The organism is Pantoea anthophila, from assembly GCF_006494375.1.
Classification (GTDB): domain Bacteria; phylum Pseudomonadota; class Gammaproteobacteria; order Enterobacterales; family Enterobacteriaceae; genus Pantoea; species Pantoea anthophila.
The window spans coordinates 307,006-325,871 of the sequence record NZ_VHIZ01000037.1 but is presented as its reverse complement, the minus strand read 5'-3'; the positions used below and the strand labels follow the sequence as shown (position 1 = coordinate 325,871).

The 18,866-nt window shown below is 55.8% G+C and carries 20 protein-coding genes; 13 read left to right on the top strand and 7 right to left on the bottom strand.

The features are described from left to right. The first annotated feature begins 75 nt into the window (after positions 1-75). The 7 genes from FJW00_RS08695 (at position 76) to FJW00_RS08665 (ending at position 6,145) form a co-directional block, all read left to right on the top strand. Positions 76-690, top strand: a complete 615-nt coding sequence (locus FJW00_RS08695; protein WP_140923601.1) for a TetR/AcrR family transcriptional regulator — start codon at positions 76-78, stop codon at positions 688-690. Between the two features lie 51 nt (positions 691-741). Continuing rightward, positions 742-1,638 carry an alpha/beta fold hydrolase gene (locus FJW00_RS08690; protein ID WP_140923599.1) on the top strand — a complete coding sequence of 299 codons (897 nt, stop codon included), beginning with the start codon at positions 742-744 and terminating at the stop codon, positions 1,636-1,638. Positions 1,639-1,879: 241 nt separating this feature from the next. After that, the gene (locus tag FJW00_RS08685) at positions 1,880-3,070 is read left to right on the top strand and encodes a M20 metallopeptidase family protein (protein ID WP_140923596.1); all 1,191 of its coding nucleotides are present in this window, start codon (positions 1,880-1,882) and stop codon (positions 3,068-3,070) included. 13 nt (positions 3,071-3,083) lie between these two features. After that, entirely contained in the window at positions 3,084-3,932 is an 849-nt protein-coding gene (locus FJW00_RS08680; protein WP_181405368.1) for an ABC transporter substrate-binding protein, read from the top strand. Positions 3,933-3,938: 6 nt separating this feature from the next. Further along, on the top strand, positions 3,939-4,664 hold the full coding sequence (locus FJW00_RS08675; RefSeq protein ID WP_181405367.1) for an ABC transporter permease: 726 nt from the start codon (positions 3,939-3,941) through the stop codon (positions 4,662-4,664). A 9-nt stretch (positions 4,665-4,673) separates the two neighbouring features. Continuing rightward, positions 4,674-5,360: an ABC transporter permease gene (locus tag FJW00_RS08670; RefSeq protein WP_140923592.1), complete on the top strand. Its 687-nt coding sequence runs from the start codon at positions 4,674-4,676 to the stop codon at positions 5,358-5,360. Further along, positions 5,357-6,145 carry an ABC transporter ATP-binding protein gene (locus FJW00_RS08665; RefSeq protein ID WP_058957239.1) on the top strand — a complete coding sequence of 263 codons (789 nt, stop codon included), beginning with the start codon at positions 5,357-5,359 and terminating at the stop codon, positions 6,143-6,145. Before FJW00_RS08670 ends, FJW00_RS08665 begins: the two co-directional genes overlap by 4 nt. A 135-nt stretch (positions 6,146-6,280) precedes the next feature. Here FJW00_RS08665 and FJW00_RS08660 read toward each other — a convergent pair whose 3' ends face one another. Continuing rightward, positions 6,281-6,943 carry a glutathione S-transferase gene (locus FJW00_RS08660; protein ID WP_140923590.1) on the bottom strand — a complete coding sequence of 221 codons (663 nt, stop codon included), beginning with the start codon at positions 6,941-6,943 and terminating at the stop codon, positions 6,281-6,283. Between the two features lie 181 nt (positions 6,944-7,124). Between FJW00_RS08660 and FJW00_RS08655 the strand changes: the two genes are divergently transcribed. Further along, positions 7,125-7,700: a TetR/AcrR family transcriptional regulator gene (locus tag FJW00_RS08655; RefSeq protein WP_140923588.1), complete on the top strand. Its 576-nt coding sequence runs from the start codon at positions 7,125-7,127 to the stop codon at positions 7,698-7,700. Positions 7,701-7,776: 76 nt separating this feature from the next. Here FJW00_RS08655 and FJW00_RS08650 read toward each other — a convergent pair whose 3' ends face one another. Further along, complete coding sequence (locus tag FJW00_RS08650; protein ID WP_140923585.1) at positions 7,777-8,376, bottom strand: TetR/AcrR family transcriptional regulator; 600 nt, start codon at positions 8,374-8,376, stop codon at positions 7,777-7,779. A gap of 141 nt (positions 8,377-8,517) precedes the next feature. Between FJW00_RS08650 and FJW00_RS08645 the strand changes: the two genes are divergently transcribed. Continuing rightward, the gene (locus FJW00_RS08645) at positions 8,518-8,910 is read left to right on the top strand and encodes a RidA family protein (RefSeq protein WP_046102853.1); all 393 of its coding nucleotides are present in this window, start codon (positions 8,518-8,520) and stop codon (positions 8,908-8,910) included. A gap of 367 nt (positions 8,911-9,277) precedes the next feature. Here the strand turns inward: FJW00_RS08645 and FJW00_RS08640 are convergent, their stop codons facing one another. The 4 genes from FJW00_RS08640 to FJW00_RS08625 form a co-directional block, all read right to left on the bottom strand. After that, complete coding sequence (locus FJW00_RS08640) at positions 9,278-10,210, bottom strand: arginase family protein (protein ID WP_140923583.1); 933 nt, start codon at positions 10,208-10,210, stop codon at positions 9,278-9,280. A 226-nt stretch (positions 10,211-10,436) separates the two neighbouring features. Next, positions 10,437-11,750: an NAD(P)/FAD-dependent oxidoreductase gene (locus tag FJW00_RS08635; RefSeq protein WP_140923581.1), complete on the bottom strand. Its 1,314-nt coding sequence runs from the start codon at positions 11,748-11,750 to the stop codon at positions 10,437-10,439. 156 nt (positions 11,751-11,906) lie between these two features. Next, positions 11,907-12,593 carry a dTMP kinase gene (locus tag FJW00_RS08630; protein WP_373682546.1) on the bottom strand — a complete coding sequence of 229 codons (687 nt, stop codon included), beginning with the start codon at positions 12,591-12,593 and terminating at the stop codon, positions 11,907-11,909. A gap of 13 nt (positions 12,594-12,606) precedes the next feature. Continuing rightward, positions 12,607-13,290, bottom strand: coding sequence for a hypothetical protein (locus FJW00_RS08625; protein WP_140923576.1), 684 nt, complete (start codon positions 13,288-13,290; stop codon positions 12,607-12,609). Between the two features lie 279 nt (positions 13,291-13,569). On the opposite strand from FJW00_RS08625, the gene FJW00_RS08620 reads away from it, so the two are divergent. Next, complete coding sequence (locus FJW00_RS08620) at positions 13,570-13,881, top strand: cupin domain-containing protein (RefSeq protein WP_046102857.1); 312 nt, start codon at positions 13,570-13,572, stop codon at positions 13,879-13,881. A 110-nt stretch (positions 13,882-13,991) separates the two neighbouring features. On the opposite strand, the gene FJW00_RS08615 is transcribed toward FJW00_RS08620, so the two are convergent. Then, positions 13,992-15,110, bottom strand: coding sequence for an ABC transporter ATP-binding protein (locus FJW00_RS08615; protein ID WP_046102858.1), 1,119 nt, complete (start codon positions 15,108-15,110; stop codon positions 13,992-13,994). A gap of 322 nt (positions 15,111-15,432) precedes the next feature. On the opposite strand from FJW00_RS08615, the gene FJW00_RS08610 reads away from it, so the two are divergent. The 3 genes from FJW00_RS08610 to FJW00_RS08600 are packed head-to-tail and all read left to right on the top strand — an operon-like array spanning position 15,433 to position 18,864. Next, entirely contained in the window at positions 15,433-16,653 is a 1,221-nt protein-coding gene (locus tag FJW00_RS08610; protein ID WP_111207195.1) for an extracellular solute-binding protein, read from the top strand. Between the two features lie 41 nt (positions 16,654-16,694). Continuing rightward, positions 16,695-18,002 (top strand): carbohydrate ABC transporter permease, encoded by a 1,308-nt coding sequence (locus FJW00_RS08605; protein ID WP_140923574.1) that lies wholly within the window; start codon positions 16,695-16,697, stop codon positions 18,000-18,002. Between the two features lie 10 nt (positions 18,003-18,012). Next, the gene (locus tag FJW00_RS08600; RefSeq protein ID WP_046102861.1) at positions 18,013-18,864 is read left to right on the top strand and encodes a sugar ABC transporter permease; all 852 of its coding nucleotides are present in this window, start codon (positions 18,013-18,015) and stop codon (positions 18,862-18,864) included. Positions 18,865-18,866 lie beyond the last annotated feature (2 nt).

Below are 18,866 nucleotides of genomic sequence, written 5' to 3'. Positions count from 1 at the left end.
GGATGAGAAAGGGTGTTAAAAAAGCTTTGCCCGCCAGGTTAAAACGGCTATCTTAAAGGAAATGATCATTTCCTAATGGAATCGACGATGAATAACAACCCCCATCACGAGCGGGGACGACCCCGGGCGTTCGATACGGATGCCGCACTGGACAGGGCGATGCTGCTGTTCCGGCAGAAGGGGTATCACGCGACATCAGTCGGCGATCTCGGGCAGGTGATGCAGCTGACCACCGGCAGCATCTATAAGGCCTTTACCGACAAGCGCACGCTGTTTGCAACCGTCTTTGCCCGCTATCTCTCACTGCGGAACAGCAGTCTGGCCGCGCGGCTGGCCGAATGTGAAACGGGCCGGGAGAAGCTGGCGGCGCTGCTGCGTTTTTATGTCGATTCCGTGCGCGACGTTGAAGGTGAACGCGGCTGTCTGGTCGCGGTCAGTGCCGTTGAGCTGCACACCCTGGATGAGGAACTGGCTGATGCGGTCAGCGCCGCCCTGCTGCGTAATCAGCAAAATCTGCAGCAGCTTATCCGACTGGGTCAGCAGGATGGCTCAGTCAACCCGTCACTGGAGTGTGACGCCACTGCCTCACTGCTGCTCTGCCTGGTGCTGGGCATACGGGTGGCGGGCAAAGTAGCGGCCACCCGGCCCGATGCCAGCATCATTCCGCTGGCGCTGAAAATTGTCGACTGAATTTTTTTGCTCATTAAGGAAATGATCGTTTCCTTATTATCAGGAGGTTTTATGCACGCTTTTGCTCCCTATCAGCACCATTTTGTCCGAACAGATTCACAGCGGCTGCACTACCTTAGCGCAGGCCATGCGCAGGCAGAAACCGTGGTGCTGCTCGCCGGTTTTCCGCAGAGCAGCTTCGCCTGGCGGGAGGTGATCCCTCGTCTGGCGAGCCGTTTTCAGGTGATTGCACCTGACCTGCCTGGCCAGGGGGATTCAGACTTCCCGCCCGATGGCTATGACACCGACAGCGTGGCGCAGCATATCGTGGCGCTGCTGGATCAGCTGGGCATCCGGCGCTTTCATCTGGTCGGGCATGATATTGGTGCCTGGGTCGCGTGGGCGCTGGCGGCGGGCTTCAGGGAAAGGGTCAGCTCTCTTGCGCTGCTGGATGGCGGCATACCCGGTGTTACCCTGCCGGATTCATTGCCTGTCACGGGTGAAAACGCCGCTAAAATCTGGCACTTCGCCTTTCATGGCCTGAATGATCTGCCGGAAGCGCTGATTGCGGGCAGAGAGGCCATCTACCTGGAGTGGTTTTTTAACCGTAAGGCCGCGAATCCGCATCATATTAATGCGGCGGCGCGTCGTGAATATCTGCGCATCTTCCAGCAGCCCGGCGCGCTGCGCGCCGGACTGGCTTTCTACCGTTCGTTTGAGCGCTCTGCAGAGCAGAATCGCCAGCGCGCGCAAAAAGGGAAACTGGAGATACCGCTGCTGGCAGTCAGTGCCGATCAGGGGTCTATACCGGATATGGCCACACCGTTACGCGCGGTGGCGCAGCCGGTTTACAGTGAAAGTATTCTCAACTGTGGCCACTTTATTCCCGACGAACAGCCGGAGAAATTAGCGGAAATACTCTCACTCTTTTTTATGCGGCATCCGGATAAGCCGGAACGGATAAATTAACATCAGGGAAAGTAATGTTGCGAAGTGGATTATTAATATTATTACTTATCCACGACTCACTCATACGGCTTTCCAATAAATAGTTCTATCTTATTGATTTATATTAATTCCTGAAGGCGCATTACGCGTTGCTTTCTGTCACGTGCTGTGAATAAATAAATGGTCATCACCATCCTGTATCAGGATGAAATAAAAATAAGGACCGGCATAGGCATGCCGGTCTGCTATTGCCGGGGCGGCTATGAATCAGGAAAAAGCACGACTGGCCGGGGAAATAAAAGCCAGAGTCAATGAACTTGAATCGCAGTTGGTTGCGATTCGCCGTGATATCCATGCGCATCCGGAATTAGGATTTGATACGCTGCGCACCGCCCAGGTGGTGACCGACTACCTGCGGGCTCAGGGGCTGGACCCGCAAACCGGCGTCGGCCGCAGCGGCGTTGTTGTGGATATTGTGGGTGCAGAGCCCGGAAAGACGCTGCTGTTGCGCGCCGACATGGATGCGCTGCCCATCCATGAGCAGACGGGTCTGCCGTTTGCCAGCCGCTATCCCGGCAGGATGCACGCCTGTGGTCACGATATTCACACCGCGACGATGCTGGGTGTGGCCACACTCCTGCCGCACTATCGACAGCAACTGAAAGGCCGCGTCCGGCTGATCTTCCAGCCCGCAGAAGAGACGCCTGAGAGCGGTGCCGCAGCGATGATCGCCGATGGCGCAGCAGACGGCGTCGACTGGGCGATAACCCTGCATAACAAGCCTGAACTGACCGCGGGTGAGATTGCGCTGACCCGCGGCGCCAGCACCGCCTCCAGTGACGAGTTTGATGTCACGGTGCAGGGCGTTTCGACCCACGCGGCGCGTCCGCACATGGGCACCGATCCGATCATCGCCACCGTGCATCTCATCAGCCAGTTACAGAGCATCATTTCGCGTGAACGCGATCCGGCGCACTCTGCCGTGTTAACCATCGGACACATTGAGGGCGGCACCACCCACAACATCATTCCTGACAGCTGCCTGTTCCAGGGCACCATCCGGACCAAATCTCCGAAGGTGCGTGCTGCGATGGAAGCCTCGTTTAAACGGATGTGTGAAGGCGTGGCGCTGGCGCAGAATGTGCGGGTTGAGGTGAATTTCCAGCGGGGTGTTCCGCCCCTGATGAATGACGATCGCCTGATTGACGCCCTGGAAGAGATTTTGTCTCATCAGTTCGGTAAAGCCATCATCGCTCAGCCGAGCGCCAGCTTTGGCGCCGAAGATTTTTCACTGTTTACGGAACGGGTACCGGGATGTCAGATCCATATCGGTTCGGCAACCCCGGGCCGTGACGATCACCTGCATAACTCCGACTATCAGCCGGATGAACGCAGTATTGCCGCCGGGACGCAGGCGCTGACCCGCCTTGCCATTGATTTACTCTCCGAATAATAAATGAGGTTTTATGATGATGCGTAACCGTCTGTTCACGGCTTCTATGACCGTGGCCCTGCTTGCCACGTCTGCATTCAGCCAGGCAAAAGATTTTGGCACCCTGAAGTTTGCTACCGAAGCGGCTTATCCGCCGTTTAATCAGACCACCCCGAGCGGAAAAATCGTCGGCTATGAGCCCGATATGGTGGCGGAGCTGGCTAAGCGGGCAGGTTTCAAATATGAAATCATTGCCCAGAAATGGTCAGGCATGATCCCGGGCCTGATCGACGGCAAATATGACGCGGTGGTTGATGCGGTGACCGTGACGCCGAAACGGGCTGAGGCGATTGACTTCACCCATCAGTACACCGTCAGCGTCTCCAGCTTTGTCACCGCCAAAAACAGCCCGCTGGCTACGCTGCCAGGCAGTGGCACGGTGGTCACGGCCGATGATGACGCGGGCATGAAAAAAGCGATCGACGATCTGAAAACCACCTTCAAAGGCAAGACCATCGCGGTACAGGTCGCCACCATTCAGGCCGATTTCCTGCAGAAATACCTCGGCGATGTGGCCACCATCCGGACCTATCAGGCCGGCCCTGAAACCTTTGCTGACCTGATGAACGGGCGCGTTGACGCGGTAATGGCGTCCCGCACCAACCTCAACGCCTTTGTGAAAAAGCATGCGGATGCGATCAGCAGCAGCGGCTACGGCTTCTCGGGTGGCGTACTGGGCGCGGGCTCGGCGATTGGCCTGCGCAAAGGCAACAGCGAGCTGCAGCAGGTGCTGAATCAGGCGCTGGAGTCGATGATCAAAGATGGCACGCTGAGCAAACTCTCAATCAAGTGGTTTGGCGAAGACGTCGCGCCAAAAGCGTAACCGCGGATGCTGATGAACATTGACTGGCAGATGCTGGGTTTTGGGGACGAGGGCTGGGGCGGCGTGCTGCTTAACGCCGCCGCCGTCACTGTCAGCGTTTCACTCTGCGCCTGGCTGCTGGGTGCGCTGCTCGGCAGCGTCCTCTGCTGGATGCAGATCGCCGGTGCGCGCTGGCAGCAGCGGCTGGCAGCCGGTTACATCACGCTGTTTCGTGGCGTGCCGGAACTGCTGGTGATCTATCTGTTCTACTTCGGCGGACGCCAGGTGGTTTCCGCCGTCGGTACCGCGCTGGGTTTGCAGGGGCCGTTCGATGTGAACGGTTTCGTGGCGGGAGCGATTGCCATCGGGCTGATCTCGGGTGCCTATCAGAGCGGCGTATTCCGGGGGGCCTTCTACGCTATTCCGGGTGGAACGCTGGAAGCGGCAACCGTCACCGGGATGGGGCGACTGATGATATTCCGTCGCATTATCGTCCCGCAGGCGCTGCGCACGGCGCTGCCCGGTATGGGCAACCAGTGGCAATCGGTGATCAAAGAGTCGGCGCTGGTGTCGGTGACCGGACTGGTTGAAACCATGAATCAGGTCTCAACGGCGGCCAACTCGACCCAGATGTCCTTTTTCTTCTACAGCGTGGGTGCCGTGATCTATCTGATTATTACCACCTGCTCCGATATGGTGTTCCGCTACGTGGAGAAATTTGCGATGCGCGGTCAACAGCGCGTGAAAAGCTAGGGAGTCCACGTGGATATCAACTTTTTACAGCAGACGCTGCTGGCGCTGCTGAAGGGATTGCCGCTGACCATCAACCTGGCGCTGATGTCGCTGCTGGGAGGGGGCGTGCTGGCGCTGCTGCTTAATCTGCTGCGCATGACGCGAGTCGGCAGCCTGTTCTGCCGCTTTTATGTCTGGCTGTTTCGCGGCACGCCGTTGCTGATCCAGATCTTTATGGTCTACTACGGACTCGGCAGTTTACCGGCGGTGCGGGAGAGCCTGTTCTGGCCGCTGCTGCGCGATCCTTACTGGTGCGGCTTGCTGGCGCTGATCCTCAATGATGCCGCCTATACCTCGGAGATCCTGCGCGGCGGGTTGCGGGCTGTCAGCTCGCAGTCACTGGAAGCCGCCAGAGTGTCGGGCATGTCGTCGTACAAAATCTTTACCCGCATCACCCTGCCGATTGCGATCCGTCAGGCGCTTCCGGCTTACAGCAATGAAATCATCTCTATGATCAAAGCGACCTCGCTGGTCAGCACCATCAGCCTGATGGAGATGACCGGCATTGCGGATTCCATCGTCTCTTCCACGTTCCGGGCGCTGGAGGTATTCCTGAGCGCGGCGGTGATCTACCTGATACTGACCATGCTGGTCAGCAAAGGCGTATCAATGCTGGAACGACGCCTGTCACCTTACTATTTTGGAGCACGCTCATGACGGCCCCCACGATTATGCTGAGCCATCTCAGAAAGAGTTATGCGGGACACGAAGTGCTGCACGACATCAGTCTGACTGCCCAGGATGGCGACGTGATTTCGCTGATTGGAGCCAGCGGATCGGGCAAAAGTACGCTGTTGCGCTGCATCCCGTTTCTTGAAGTGCCTCAGGCCGGTGAGATAGCGGTAGGCGAAGTCAGCGTCACGCTGGATAATGCCGATGAAAAACTGAACCGGGAGCAGCGTCGGCGCATTAAGCTGATGCGCATGCAGCTCGGCTTTGTGTTTCAGAGCTTTAATCTGTGGCCGCATAAAACCGTGATGCAGAACATTATTGAAGCCCCGGTTCATGTGCAGAAGCGCAGCCACCGCGAGGCTGTCGAAGAGGCGGAAGCGCTGCTGCACAAGGTCGGGCTGTATGCAAAGCGCGACGCCTGGCCCTCTCAGCTCTCCGGCGGACAGCAGCAGCGTGTGGCCATTGCGCGGGCGCTGGCGCAGCAGCCGAAAGCGATTCTGTTCGATGAGCCGACCTCGGCGCTGGATCCGGAGCTGGTGGGCGAAGTCCTGCGGGTGATCCGCGGCCTGGCGGAAGAGGGGCGCACCATGATTATCGTCACGCATGAGATGGGTTTTGCGCGAGACGTGTCGAACAAGGCGGTGTTTCTGCATCAGGGGATCATTGAGGAGTCAGGTTCGCCGGAACAGGTGTTCCTCGATCCCATTTCGCCACGCTGCCGCGCCTTTGTGAACAGTCACTTTGAGCGTAACACCGGCCAGGCAGGCTGAAGCAGGCAGGGCCGCGCAGCGCGAATGACACCTTAAGAATGTCAGCAATCCCCGGGCGAACGCCGGGGATTTTTACAGCAGCGAGCGGGAAGGTTTCATTCAGACAAACCGCTCCCGCCACGATCTGACCCGGGACTACGCTTTTGCGCCGGGACGGCCTGCGTCTACCATGGCCTGCCACTGCTGATAGCTGGGACGCTGCTGGATCTTCAGGTACCACGCTTTCAGCGCCTCACACTCCTCCGGAATAGCCAGATTCACCAGGGCGGCGAATATCATTCCACCGGTGACGGCGATATCGGCCATTGAGAAGGTGTTGCCCGCCACATAGGGCTGTGAGCGTAAAACGCGGTCAAAGTAGTGCATGCCCCTGAGCGCTTTTTCGCCCATCTTCGCACCCCATTCCGGATTCTGATAAAGCTCAACCTCGGGTCCCAGACCTGCGGTGGCATGATGGAAATAGACGCTTACCGCATCCAGAAATTCAATCTCGGCCCGTTTAGTCATCATATGAATCACCCCCTGTTCCAGCGGGGTCACACCCGTCAGAAGGGGATGTTGATCCTGCCGATCCAGATATTGCGTGATTGCCGTACACTCCGCGATCAGCGTCCCATCACTCAGTTCTAACACCGGCAGTGTGCCTGAGTAGTTGATGGCTAAAAAATCCGCCTTTTTATGTTCCCCTTTCCAGAGATTGACCGGAATAAATTCGACCTGAGAAAGCAGCCCTTTTTCCGCCAGGGCTATTCTGACCCGGGCAGGATAGGGGCCGTCATACCAGTCGTAGATTTTCATCGAAGGTTGAGTTGAAACGTGTGATATAGCGTCTGAAGAAGTCATGATTTATTTACCTACCTGTCAAATGGTAGGTGAATTGTGGCCAGGGAAATTCGGCCTGTCAACATCTGTCTACCAGTTGGCAGGTAAAAATTTTTTCCCTATACTTCCTCCTCACGTTTCAGAGGAAAACAGCGTTATGAGCTTGAATGCGCGTGAGGCCATCCTGGCAGCCGCAAAGCGTGCTGCGCAGAATCATGGTTACAACGGGATAAATTTCCGCACCATTGCTGACGAAGTCGGCATCAAAAATGCCAGTATCTATTATCACTTCGCCAGTAAGGCAGACCTTGGCGCGGCTGTGGCAAATCGCTACTGGCAGGATACTGCACAGGCGTTACAGACCATCCGGGATCAAAGTGCCTCTCCCGCTGAAGCCCTGAAGCACTATCCGCAAATTTTCCGGCGTTCTCTGGCTGACGCCAACAGGCTCTGTTTATCCAGCTTTATGGCGGCTGAATATGATGATTTGCCTGAAGAAGTGAAGCATGAGGTGCAGTGTTTCGTCGACGCGAACGTGGCATGGTTACATCAGGTGCTGAATGAAATGACGCCCGATGACGCACAAAAAAACGCGCAGCGTGCGCTGGCAATCTATACCGCGGTTGCCGGTGCGCAGTTAATTGCCCGCACGCGGCAGAATATTACCCTGTTCGATCATCTGATGGCGACCTATGAGGAGAGCGGCCTGATTCCGCAGCCGACGCAAGCCTGAATATCCCCGCCGGAACGCGTTGTTCAGCGACGGGCGGCAGCCGCTGAGCAGGATTCGCGTCACGACGGATAACGCCTCAGGTCTTAACCGCCGGATGGCGCAGGCCGCCTGCCAGTAGCGTGAAGGCTTCAAGCATCTCTGGCAGCGCCTTTTCCGGGTTGCTGCTGGCTGCAACCCAGAGTGCAGCATTGAGGGCGCTGCTGTTAAGCAGATGTGCGGCGGCGTCGGCATCGACCGGCTTAACCGCACCGTTTTCAATCAGCCTGACGAGACGTTCCCGTGTAGCCGCCAGGCAGCTGTTCTGGCTGGGCCACTGCGCAGGATCGCCCAGGAAAGCCGGGCCATCCCGCAACACGATGCGCTGGACTTCGGCATCCATCGCCAGACGAATGTAGGCGATCCCTTCGGCGATCAGCCTTTCCCACTCATCCGTTACCGAAGCGGCCGCCGCCTGAGCCCGCTGCGCCATTTCCCCATCGACCTGCGCCACCACCGCTGCCAGCAGCCCTGTTTTGTCGCCAAAATTGTGATAGAGCGCGCCGCGCGTCAGCCCGACGCTCGCCGTCAGTTCATCCATTGAGGCCCCGGCAAAGCCCTTTTCAGCAAAGGCTTTCCGTGCTGCTGCGATCAGTTTTGCACGGTTTGCTTCCATCGTTTCAGCGCGACTGGCTGCCATAAACTCCTCCAGCTCACATACGCCGCGTATATTATTTGACATACGGCGCGTATGTATTATTAATGTGACATACGCGGCGTATATTAAATCATTCCGGTTTGTGCCGCATCCTGCATTCATTCCCTAACCCGAGGAAACACGATGATCACGCGCGAACCCATTTTTCCCGCTCACCGGCACGCACTTTATCAGCAGCATGGCTATTCCGCGGCAATCCGCTCAGGCGATCTGTTGTTTGTCTCCGGTCAGGTCGGCAGCCGGGCAGACGGCACGCCGGAACCTGATTTCGCGGCCCAGGTCGCCCTCGCATTTGACAATCTGGCGGCGACGCTGGCGGCGGCAGGATGCACCTTTGATGATTTGATCGACGTCACCACATTTCACACCGATCCTGAAAATCAGTTTGCGACGATAATGCAGGTCAAAGCGTCCATCTTTCCGCAACCGCCTTATCCCAACTGGACCGCTGTCGGCGTGACCTGGTTGGCGGGGTTCGATTTTGAGATCAAGGTCATTGCCCGCATTCCCGGATAGCGAAAGGTATCCTCTGAAGCAGTAGGATGCACTGGATATATATTGCCGGAATGGCTGGGCAGAAATCGATAACGCATGTACAGGTACGAAGGGGTTTTCCGTGATTTCACCGCCGAGTTATGTATAGACGACGCAGGAATTATCGAAAACTATCCAGGCCTGTTCCGAAGGCTCAGGGGTTGGTTATAAAACTATGAGCAGAGAGGGGGCTGACAATAAGCTTAATCACTGTAGTGTTCACTGTATCACCCTCAGTTTTCTCAGCCCAATCAATTCAGATGCTTATCGATAAGCTCCCCGGTGAATCTCTTGATTTTTCACTGTCTTAAAATAACCGTCAGGTAGTGTCTTATTAAATCGATACGGCTTAGATGACACTTTTGCAGATATCGCCGGTTATCTTTCCTACGATGTCTGACACCAGTACCGCTGTGGTTCCTTCCGGGTCAAGATCAGGATCATAAATCGTAACTGTAATGCCACAGCAGCGGGTACTCATGAAAAGCACACGGCAGATATTTACGAGTTTTGAAGAGGAAAAACCTGGCGTTCCGGGGCAATCTGCAGCCGCCATTTCCGAGCTGTCCAGGGCATCCAAATCAAGGTGGATCCAGTAGGGTATTGCAGTAAAACGATTAAGGCGCGCTGAGATCATGTCAGTAAGCTGCTTATCCGATAGTTTTAAAGCCTCGAAAATAGTAATACGCAGGATTTCTGTGCTGGCAATGTCTGGCCATTCATAATCCTCATTGAACGATTCGCGCTCCCCGAGTTGAATTACAGCTTCGTCTGTAACCAGTGGTCCTTCAATTCCCGGCCATTCAGTAAGTAGCCGTTCTCCCCGCCCGGTTGCAAGTGCAAGATCCATTCCTGCAGCCGCTCCCGGCCGGGCACCCGGTTCTCGATTCCAGTTTCCAGGATGACGGAAATCACTGTGGCCATCAATATGCACAAGAGCAATATCTCCTAACCTACGTCTGCTGCCAAGTAAGGCACCCGGGAGTATGCCGCAGTCACCCCCGATAACAACAGGTCGCAGATTACAGCAATGTGCAGCTTCAACTTCATCTGCCAGTTTCAGGTTGAGATGTCTGAGTTTATGGCCATTCAGAATATCCGTACCCGGTTCAGGTTCAGGACTGTAGTCAGGACATGGGACAGTAACGATGTCGTAGGCGGAAAACATTTCATTCAGACCGTGCTGCATAAGGACTGAAGGAGCACGAAATGTTCCCGGGATATGACCTTCATAGAGTGGGTTTAGCCCCAGATTCGACGGCACAAGAATTATTTTTTTCATCAAAAAAACCTTTATTTAATTGATTTAGTAGCACTTATTACCCCGAATCCCTGATATGGTCCCCATTGCTACAGACAGGCTCATTTATAACAAAAAGAGGAGTTAAGAACTTAAAAAATCCTGGCTGACACTTTAAAAAGCGCCGCAATTCTCTGATGTCAACACGGTACCTATGTGACGCTTACCACCATCCTGCCAGCGACACAGGCGTTCAGCGGGGCTGTGATCATTTCTCTTTACGTCCCAGGAAACGCTCTTTCATCAGCGAAAGGGCAATGCCGATATCCAGCACGGGCGAGGGCGGCATGAAACTGGCCTGGCCCAGCGACAGCATATCCGCAAGGTGCGGGTTATCCTGCTTCAGCATGAAGTCAGCCAGCAGCGAGCCCGCCACGGTCTGTTTCGATACGCCCGCGCCGTTACAGCCGCCCGCCGTGCAGATAAATCGGTTCAACGCACCCCATTGCGGTGCGCCGTTGCGTGTGACGCTCAGGGTGCCGGACCAGGTATGAGTGATCTTCACGCTTTTCAGGGTGGGATAGAGTTTGCTGAACAGGCGCTGATGGTGTTGCGTCGCCTGATGGGTTTGTGCCGCAGTGACCTGTCCCCGAAGCGCGGGAATAACATGCTGGCGAATCAGAAAACGGCGGTCGGAGGTGAAACGAAAGGTGGCACCGGCAATGGCATTCACCGGCGTGACGCCCCAGCTCTGCATCGGGGGCAGCGTCGCCAGTTGCGCGTCTGTCAGCGGTTCGGTGATGCTGGCGAAGGTGGCCATAGCGGCCTGACGGGCCAGGCCAGGGCGCAGTTCTGGCGATAACGCGTTGGTCGCCAGCATGACCTGAGCTGTTCTGATTGTGCCAAAAGGGGTCACCACCTCCGCCAGACTGCCGGTACGAATCCCCAGTACGGGTGTATTTTCGAAGCGCTGAACATTTTCCGGTAAATGATGGTGCAGGCCGGCAATCAGCTGCGCCGGATTAACCAGCACACAGCCCGGCGTGAAGATCCCTTTGCTGTAAAAGCGGGTACCGAGTTTATGGTACAACTCATCGCTGTAAGCCAGCGTCCAGGGTTCACCCATGAGATCGAGATGGCGGCTGTATTCATTTAAAATACGATCGTTGCCCCGTTCCGCCTGACAGTGATATTTCCCCACCTTCTGCCAGTCGCATTGAAGGTTATGCTGCGAAATCTCCTGCTCCAGCTGCCGGATGCCTTCCTGGAGCAGATTCCGGTAAGCATGTGCCTTTTTTAACTCCGCCGTGGAGCTGCCAATATTGTGGGGCAGTCCGATAACAAACCCTGAGTTGCGCGCCGATGCGCTCTCCCTTGTGGTAAAGGCATCGACGATAACGATTTTCAGCTCGGGTTTAATTTCTGCCAGGCGGCGCGCAAAAGCGACACCGGCGAACCCCGCGCCGACGATAACCCAGTCTGCCGTGATATCGCCTCGCAGAGCCGGTTGCGGCGCATAAGCGTGCCCGCCCGCAGGCCAGCCCGGTTCATTATGATTAAAAGGTAGTGATGCGTAGCGCAATTCCCTGTGCCCTATAGAAAAATAAAGGAATTTTATAAGGGAAAGCAGGATCGCAGTGCCAGCGGTAACCTGACGAAGATTGATTTCAGACAAATTTCGCGGGCAGAGGTCGCTATTCTCTTTACCGCCTTGCCAGCAGGCGATAAGGATTTCAGATTAAATCACTCTGATTATCTCAGCCGTGACCTGCATGGCGGCTTCATCCAGCGAGCCTTCATTACGGCATAAAACCCAGCCGGTGCGGGCAATTTCACGCTCGAACGCCCGCGTGCATTCGGCATGCTCTTCCAGCCTGTGAAGGACCGTGCTTCCCAGCCCGCGGGAGCGTGCTGCGGCCCGTGACCATGAAATCTCAGGCGCCGTGACCACGCCGACATGCAGGTCCGGTATGCGCACGTCCTGCGCGTGGTTCATCTGCAAAATCTCTGCAAACGGGATCCGCCGGCGAAAGGCCGCGTCGGAGGGATACCAGCGATCCATCAGGATAATGCTGTCGGGCGGCTGGCGGGTCAGCACGTTGCGGGAAATCCACGCCCGGCTGGCCGCTAAGCGCTCACAAACTTCCCGTTCCAGATCCAGAGAGGGATCTCTGGCGAGCCGGTTAACCAGCGCCATGGTCTGCGCTCTGTCAGGATCGCTTTTTTTCTCGCAAAGCCGGATCACCTTTCGGTTGTCTGCCCTTAACCGTGCCGTGATCGCTTCCAGCAGGGTCGTTTTACCGGCACCTTTGGGGCCATCCAGAGAAACAAACAGCTGACGATTCATGGTCTGACTGACGGGTGAGAGGGGATGTGGGTGAAATCTTTCTTTGCCAGAGACATCTTCTTTCCTGAATGAGCTGATTCTGATCGCGCAATTAATCCTGCAAAGGATAACAGGTTGTCCAGTTGTAGTTGACCTCTGCCAGCATCAGTTCGCCTTCTACCTTCCCGTAATTGAGGGTCTGGCGTGCCAGAAAGAACTGCCGCAGCGGCGCGGGTAAATAAGCCGCGCCGTAGCGCAGCAGGGTCGTGTGCCAGAAGGGGGCCGGCAGAGCGCTGCCGGTGTGACGCATCAGCAACTCTTCTTTCCAGCGGGAGTTGAGAACCTCTTCACAGAAGGCGTGACGCAGGTCTGTTGCCGGCGCGTCGGGGATGCCCGCCAGCAACAGCTGTCCCGGCAACGCGACTAAACGAAGATCTCTGATAACAATGTTTTGCGCGTGAAAACCGGACCAGAGCGCCCTGAGTTCAGCTATTTTTTCCGGCAAAGGTGCGTGCTCAATATAGAGCGGCAGGGTCAGAGGTAAAAAGGTAAAGTGCAGACCCTGCTCCGGCAAGGTATCGGCCAGAGGGTCATCCCGGGTAAGCTGTTTCAGTTCATCCAGCAGCCGTGAAACCGCGGGGGGAACGGCGGGCTGAATGCCGGTTGCCAGGGCCAGCTTCAGCGGGTCGTAATAACTCTCTTTCTTAATCTCCCCAATCCCCGCGTTTTTCGCCCACATTGCGAGCGTTTTCTCACTGGCAGCGTGATAGAGGTTTTGCAGGGTTGCTGAATTCATGACACTCCTTCTGACAGTCGGGGGAAACAGAGACGCAACGTCAATATTATCCCTGCCATCGCGTTCGGGCCAGGCGATTCATTCAGTGATCATTCGGGAAGCGGTTAAGCCTCACCACATACCGGGCTTTATCGGGGCTACCGGATCTCCTGATAACGCCTTAACCGGACAACATCGGGACAGATCGGGACAAGCGCGGGCATGAGTCTGGAATCCATGTTGTTGCTCTGCTATTCATGAGGCCGATGACGAAAACGTATGTCTGTTACCGGAGATAAAATGAATTTTTACCGCAGCACAGAATTTACCGGTTCGAAGGCCTGGGACGCTCAGCACATCGCGAGCTTCGGCAATACCAGCGTGAAACTTCACTGGACCGATCGGCCCTATAAGTGGCACATCAACGATGGGCAGGAGGTTTTTGCGGTGATGGATGGGTGTGTTGAAATGCAATATAAAGAACAGGGTGAGATTAAAAGCAGGGTTCTGAATACAGGCGATATTTTCTATGCCAGTGAAGGAACAGAGCATATCGCGCGTCCCCAGGGCGTTGCCCGCGTGCTGGTCATCGAGAAAGAGGGATCGGTTTAAGTGGTAACCTGTTCCGCCGGGTCAGGAGGCGCATCAGACTGACCGGATAGGCCGCTCCGGCAGTAAAGGCCGTTTCCGGCCTTTTTTCCCGGACATATCAGTCAGCGATCTCAGGCTGCGCGCACCTGTGGCATCTCAATATCTGCGCTGATACGTGCTCCGTCAGCATCAAACACCATGCAGTGCTGCGGATGGAAAGTGGGACGCAGGGTCTGGTAGGGATGGAAGTGCACGTCCCCGGGGAGCAGCATTTTGAAACCATCATAACCGTGGCTCTGCCCAAACAGACAGGTGTTGTTGCCCAGACGTTCCACGACCTCGCAGTGAAAGTGGATGCTGAGTGGCGCATCACCGTTGATCTGAAGCTGTTCCGGTCGGATGCCCAGCGTGATTTCATCGCCAGGTTGCAGCTGGCGCAGAGGTAAAGGAAGCTGCAACCGGTGTTCCCCATCATTGATCAACGCGACCAGCCCCGCCGGGCCACACTGTTCCACGCGGGCGGGCAGAAAGTTCATCCTGGGTGAGCCGATGAAACCCGCCACAAAACGGTTAATCGGATTGTAATAGAGTTCCATCGGTGGGCCGACCTGTTCCACCTTGCCATCGTTCAACACCACAATCCTGTCGGCCAGCGTCATCGCTTCGGTCTGATCATGCGTGACATAGACCATCGTGGTTTTCAGCTCCTGATGCAGTTTTGCAATGTGCAGCCGCATATCGATGCGCAGCTCCGCATCCAGATTCGACAAAGGCTCATCAAACATAAATACCCCGGGATTACGCACAATGGCACGACCAATGGCCACGCGCTGACGCTGGCCGCCGGAAAGCTGCCGGGGTTTGCGATCCAGCAGGTGCGCAAGCTGAAGCGTCTTTGCAACGGTTGCGACCTGATGCTCAATCTGTGCCTTTGGCAGCCCATTCACTTTCAGGCCATAGCCAATATTTTCTGCCACCGTCATATGGGGATAGAGCGCGTAGGACTGAAACACCATTGCCACGCCGCGATGTGAGGGGGCGACATCATTCATCACCTCCTCACCGATCAGGATCTCCCCGTCACTGATCTCTTCAAGCCCGGCAATCAGCCGCAGCAGGGTGGATTTACCGCAGCCTGAGGGACCCACGAAGACCGCAAACTCTCCGGCTTCAATATCAAGCGCGATGTTTTTCAGCGTTTCTGTTTTACCAAAGCGTTTGGTCACATTTCTCAATCTGATGCTGGACATGCTGATCCTCATGGTATGGTTCTGGTGGCTTAAATGTAATACGTATACCAGGTGGTCGCTTTACATGTCAGCCGTGATGCTACCTGCCATGACTATAACGTTACGCCAGGAGGCGCCCTACCGCTGTTTTTGATTTCTGTAATAGCGATCACACATTGGCACGAAGGGGCTGGAGCGTTTCTGATGTTCCGCGTAGCGTAAGCGAAATTGCGATACGTTAATCACGTTGAATTTGCCTGACAACTCCCTGCTATCTGCAAAATTGTCAGGTTTAGATCAGCGGAAATAACTTTAAATGTAATACCTTCACATGAGGCCAGTAATGAAAATCAAAACCAGCGTGACGCTACTTCTGTCAGCATTGATGCTGAATCAATCCGTCTGGGCCGCTCAGCAACTCACAGTCTGGGAAGATATTAAGAAAGCGGATGGCATCAAAGCAGCGGTCGCTGATTTCCAGAAGCAGTTCAATGTTGATGTGAAAGTACAGGAGATGCCTTTTGCACAGCAGATTGAAAAGCTGCGCCTGGACGGGCCGGCCGGAATCGGCCCTGATGTTCTGGTCATTCCTAACGATCAGCTTGGCAGCGCGGTCGTGCAGGGATTACTGGCCCCACTGAAGATTGACGCAGCAGAGCAGGGCGCTTACACCCCTTCGGCGATGGCGGCCTTCACGCAGAATAAGGTGGTCTATGGCATACCCAAAGCCGTAGAAACGCTGGTGCTGATTTACAACAAAGATCTGCTGCCCGCGCCGCTGAAAACCCTGGATGAGTATCGCGCGTTCTCGCAGAAGCAGCGCGAGGCAAAACAGTATGGCCTGCTGGCGAAGTTCGACCAGATTTACTACAGCTGGGGCGTGATGGCTCCGATGGGCGCTTACATCTTTGGTAAAAATGCACAGGGTGCCATCAACACTCAGGATATCGGACTGAACACGCCGGGCAGTGTGGAGGCCGTGACCTATCTCAGGCGCTTCTTCAGCGAAGGATTGTTGCCTGGCGGCATCATGGGCGACAACGGCCTTAACGCAATCGACTCGCTGTTTACCGAGAAGAAAGCGGCGGCGGTGATCAACGGGCCGTGGGCGTTCCAGCCTTATCAGGCGGCCGGGATCAACTATGGCGTGGCACCACTGCCGCTACTGCCAAACGGCAAGCCGATGAGCTCCTTCCTGGGCGTTAAAGGCTATGTGGTATCGACCTGGAGCAAAGATCAGGCGCTGGCACAGCAGTTCCTCTCCTTTATCAACCAGCCGCAGTACGTGAAAGCGCGCTATCAGAAAACCCAGGAGATCCCGCCGGTGACTGCGCTGATGAACGATCCGATGATTAAAGATGATGAGAAAGCCAACGCGGTCGCGGTGCAGTCAGCGCGCGCGTCAGCCATGCCAGGCGTGCCGGAGATGCAGGAAGTGTGGGGGCCGGCTAATGCGGCGCTGGAACTGAGCGTTTCCGGCAAGCAGGCGCCAAAAGCCGCGCTGGATAACGCGGTGAAACAGATCACCATGCAGATTGAAGCGATGCAGGCCAGTAATCAGTAAGGCCGGTTCACGGGATTACCCTACAGGATAAGGATCAGAGAGTGGCTATATCTTCCGAGGAACATCTGGTGACGGCCAGGCGTCCGCGTCGTCATGCGACGACCGGTGCACTGCTGGCACTGCTGCCTGGCTTCGGCCAGTTTTACCACCGCCAGTGGGCGAAAGGCGTCTGCTTTCTGATTCTGCTCAGCAGCTTTGCCGGCATCTTCCATGATTTTCTGCGAGAAGGATTCTGGGGTCTCTACACGCTGGGTGAAGCGGTGCCGCGTGATAACTCCATTTTCCTGCTGGCGGAGGGAATTATCAGTGTGCTGATAGCCGCTTTCGGCGTGGCGATCTGGGGGTTGTCGGTGCGCGACGCATGGATCAATGGCGTTAAGCGCGACAGGGGAGAGCCACTTAACAGTGTGCGTCAGCAGTATCAGCTGCTGCTGCGTGACGGCTTCCCCTACCTGATGATCTCGCCGGGCTTTATTCTGCTGGTGTTTGTGGTGGTGTTTCTCATTCTGTTTGGATTCGCCATCGCCTTCACCAACTACAACCTCTATCACACGCCACCGGCGAAGCTGGTGGACTGGGTGGGTTTCAAAAACTTCATCAACATTTTTACGCTGTCAATCTGGCGCTCCACCTTCTTCGATGTGCTGCAATGGACCGTGGTCTGGACGCTGCTGGCGACCACGCTGCAGTGCACCGTCGGCGTGATGCTGGCGATTCTGGTCAATCAGAAGGACCTGCGCTTTAAGCCGCTGATCCGCACTCTCTTTATCCTGCCCTGGGCGGTGCCGGGCTTTGTCACCATTCTGGTATTTGCCGGGATGTTTAATGACAGCTTTGGCGTAATCAACAATGCGATTCTCGACTTCTTTGGCATCGCACCTAAAGCCTGGATGACCGACCCGTTCTGGACTAAAACCGCGCTGATCATGATGCAGACCTGGCTCGGCTTCCCGTTTGTTTTTGCGATGACGACCGGAGTGCTGCAGGCGATCCCTGAAGATCTCTATGAGGCGGCAATCATGGATGGGGCCAGCGCCTGGACACGACTGAAAACCATCACGCTGCCGCTGGTGCTCTACGCCATTGCGCCGATCATCATCACACAATACACCTTCAACTTTAATAATTTCAACATCATCTACCTGTTTAACAATGGTGGTCCGGCGGTGGCGGGATCGAATGCCGGCGGCACCGATATCCTGGTGTCTTGGATCTACAAGCTCACCATGTCGTCGTCGCAATATGCCATCGCCGCCACGATCACCATTCTGCTGTCGATTTTCGTGGTAGGTCTGGCGCTCTGGCAGTTCCGCGCGACCCGGTCGTTTAAACAAGATGAGATGGTGTAAGGGAGCAGTTATGGCGAAGTCCGGCAGTATTAAACGCGAAAGGTGGATACGCCTGTCGCTGACCTGGCTGGTGGTGCTGGCCGTCTCGACCATCATTATCTATCCGCTGGTCTGGACGGTAGGCGCATCACTGAATGCGGGCAACAGTCTGCTCAGCAGCGCGATCATTCCGGAGAATGCGTCGCTGCAGCACTACCGCGACCTGTTCAACGGCACGGTCCCTTATCTGACCTGGTACTGGAACTCGATGAAAATCAGCTTTCTGACCATGGTACTGACGTTAATCAGCGTCAGCTGTACCGCCTACGCCTTTTCCCGCTTTCGTTTTAAAGGGCGGCAGAATGGCCTGATGCTGTTTCTGCTGCTGCAGATGATCCCGCAGTTTTCGGCGCTTATCGCGATTTTCGTCCTGTCGCAGCTGCTGGGATTAATCAACAGCCATCTGGCGCTGGTGCTGATCTATGTTGGCGGGATGATCCCGATGAACACCTGGCTGATGAAGGGCTACCTCGACTCGATTCCCAAAGATCTGGATGAGTCGGCACGTATGGATGGTGCAGGCAATCTCCGCATCTTTGCAGAGATCATCATGCCGCTGTCGAAGCCGATTCTGGCGGTGGTCGCGCTGTTCTCCTTTACCGGACCGCTGGGCGATTTCATCCTCTCCAGTACCATTCTGCGCACGCCGGAGCAGTACACGCTGCCGATTGGCCTCTACAACCTGGTGTCGCAAAAAATGGGTGCCAGCTACACCACCTATGCGGCCGGTGCCGTACTGATCGCCTTGCCGGTCGCGGTGTTCTATCTGGCCCTGCAGAAATACTTTGTCTCCGGCCTCGCCTCAGGCAGTACAAAAGGATAAAT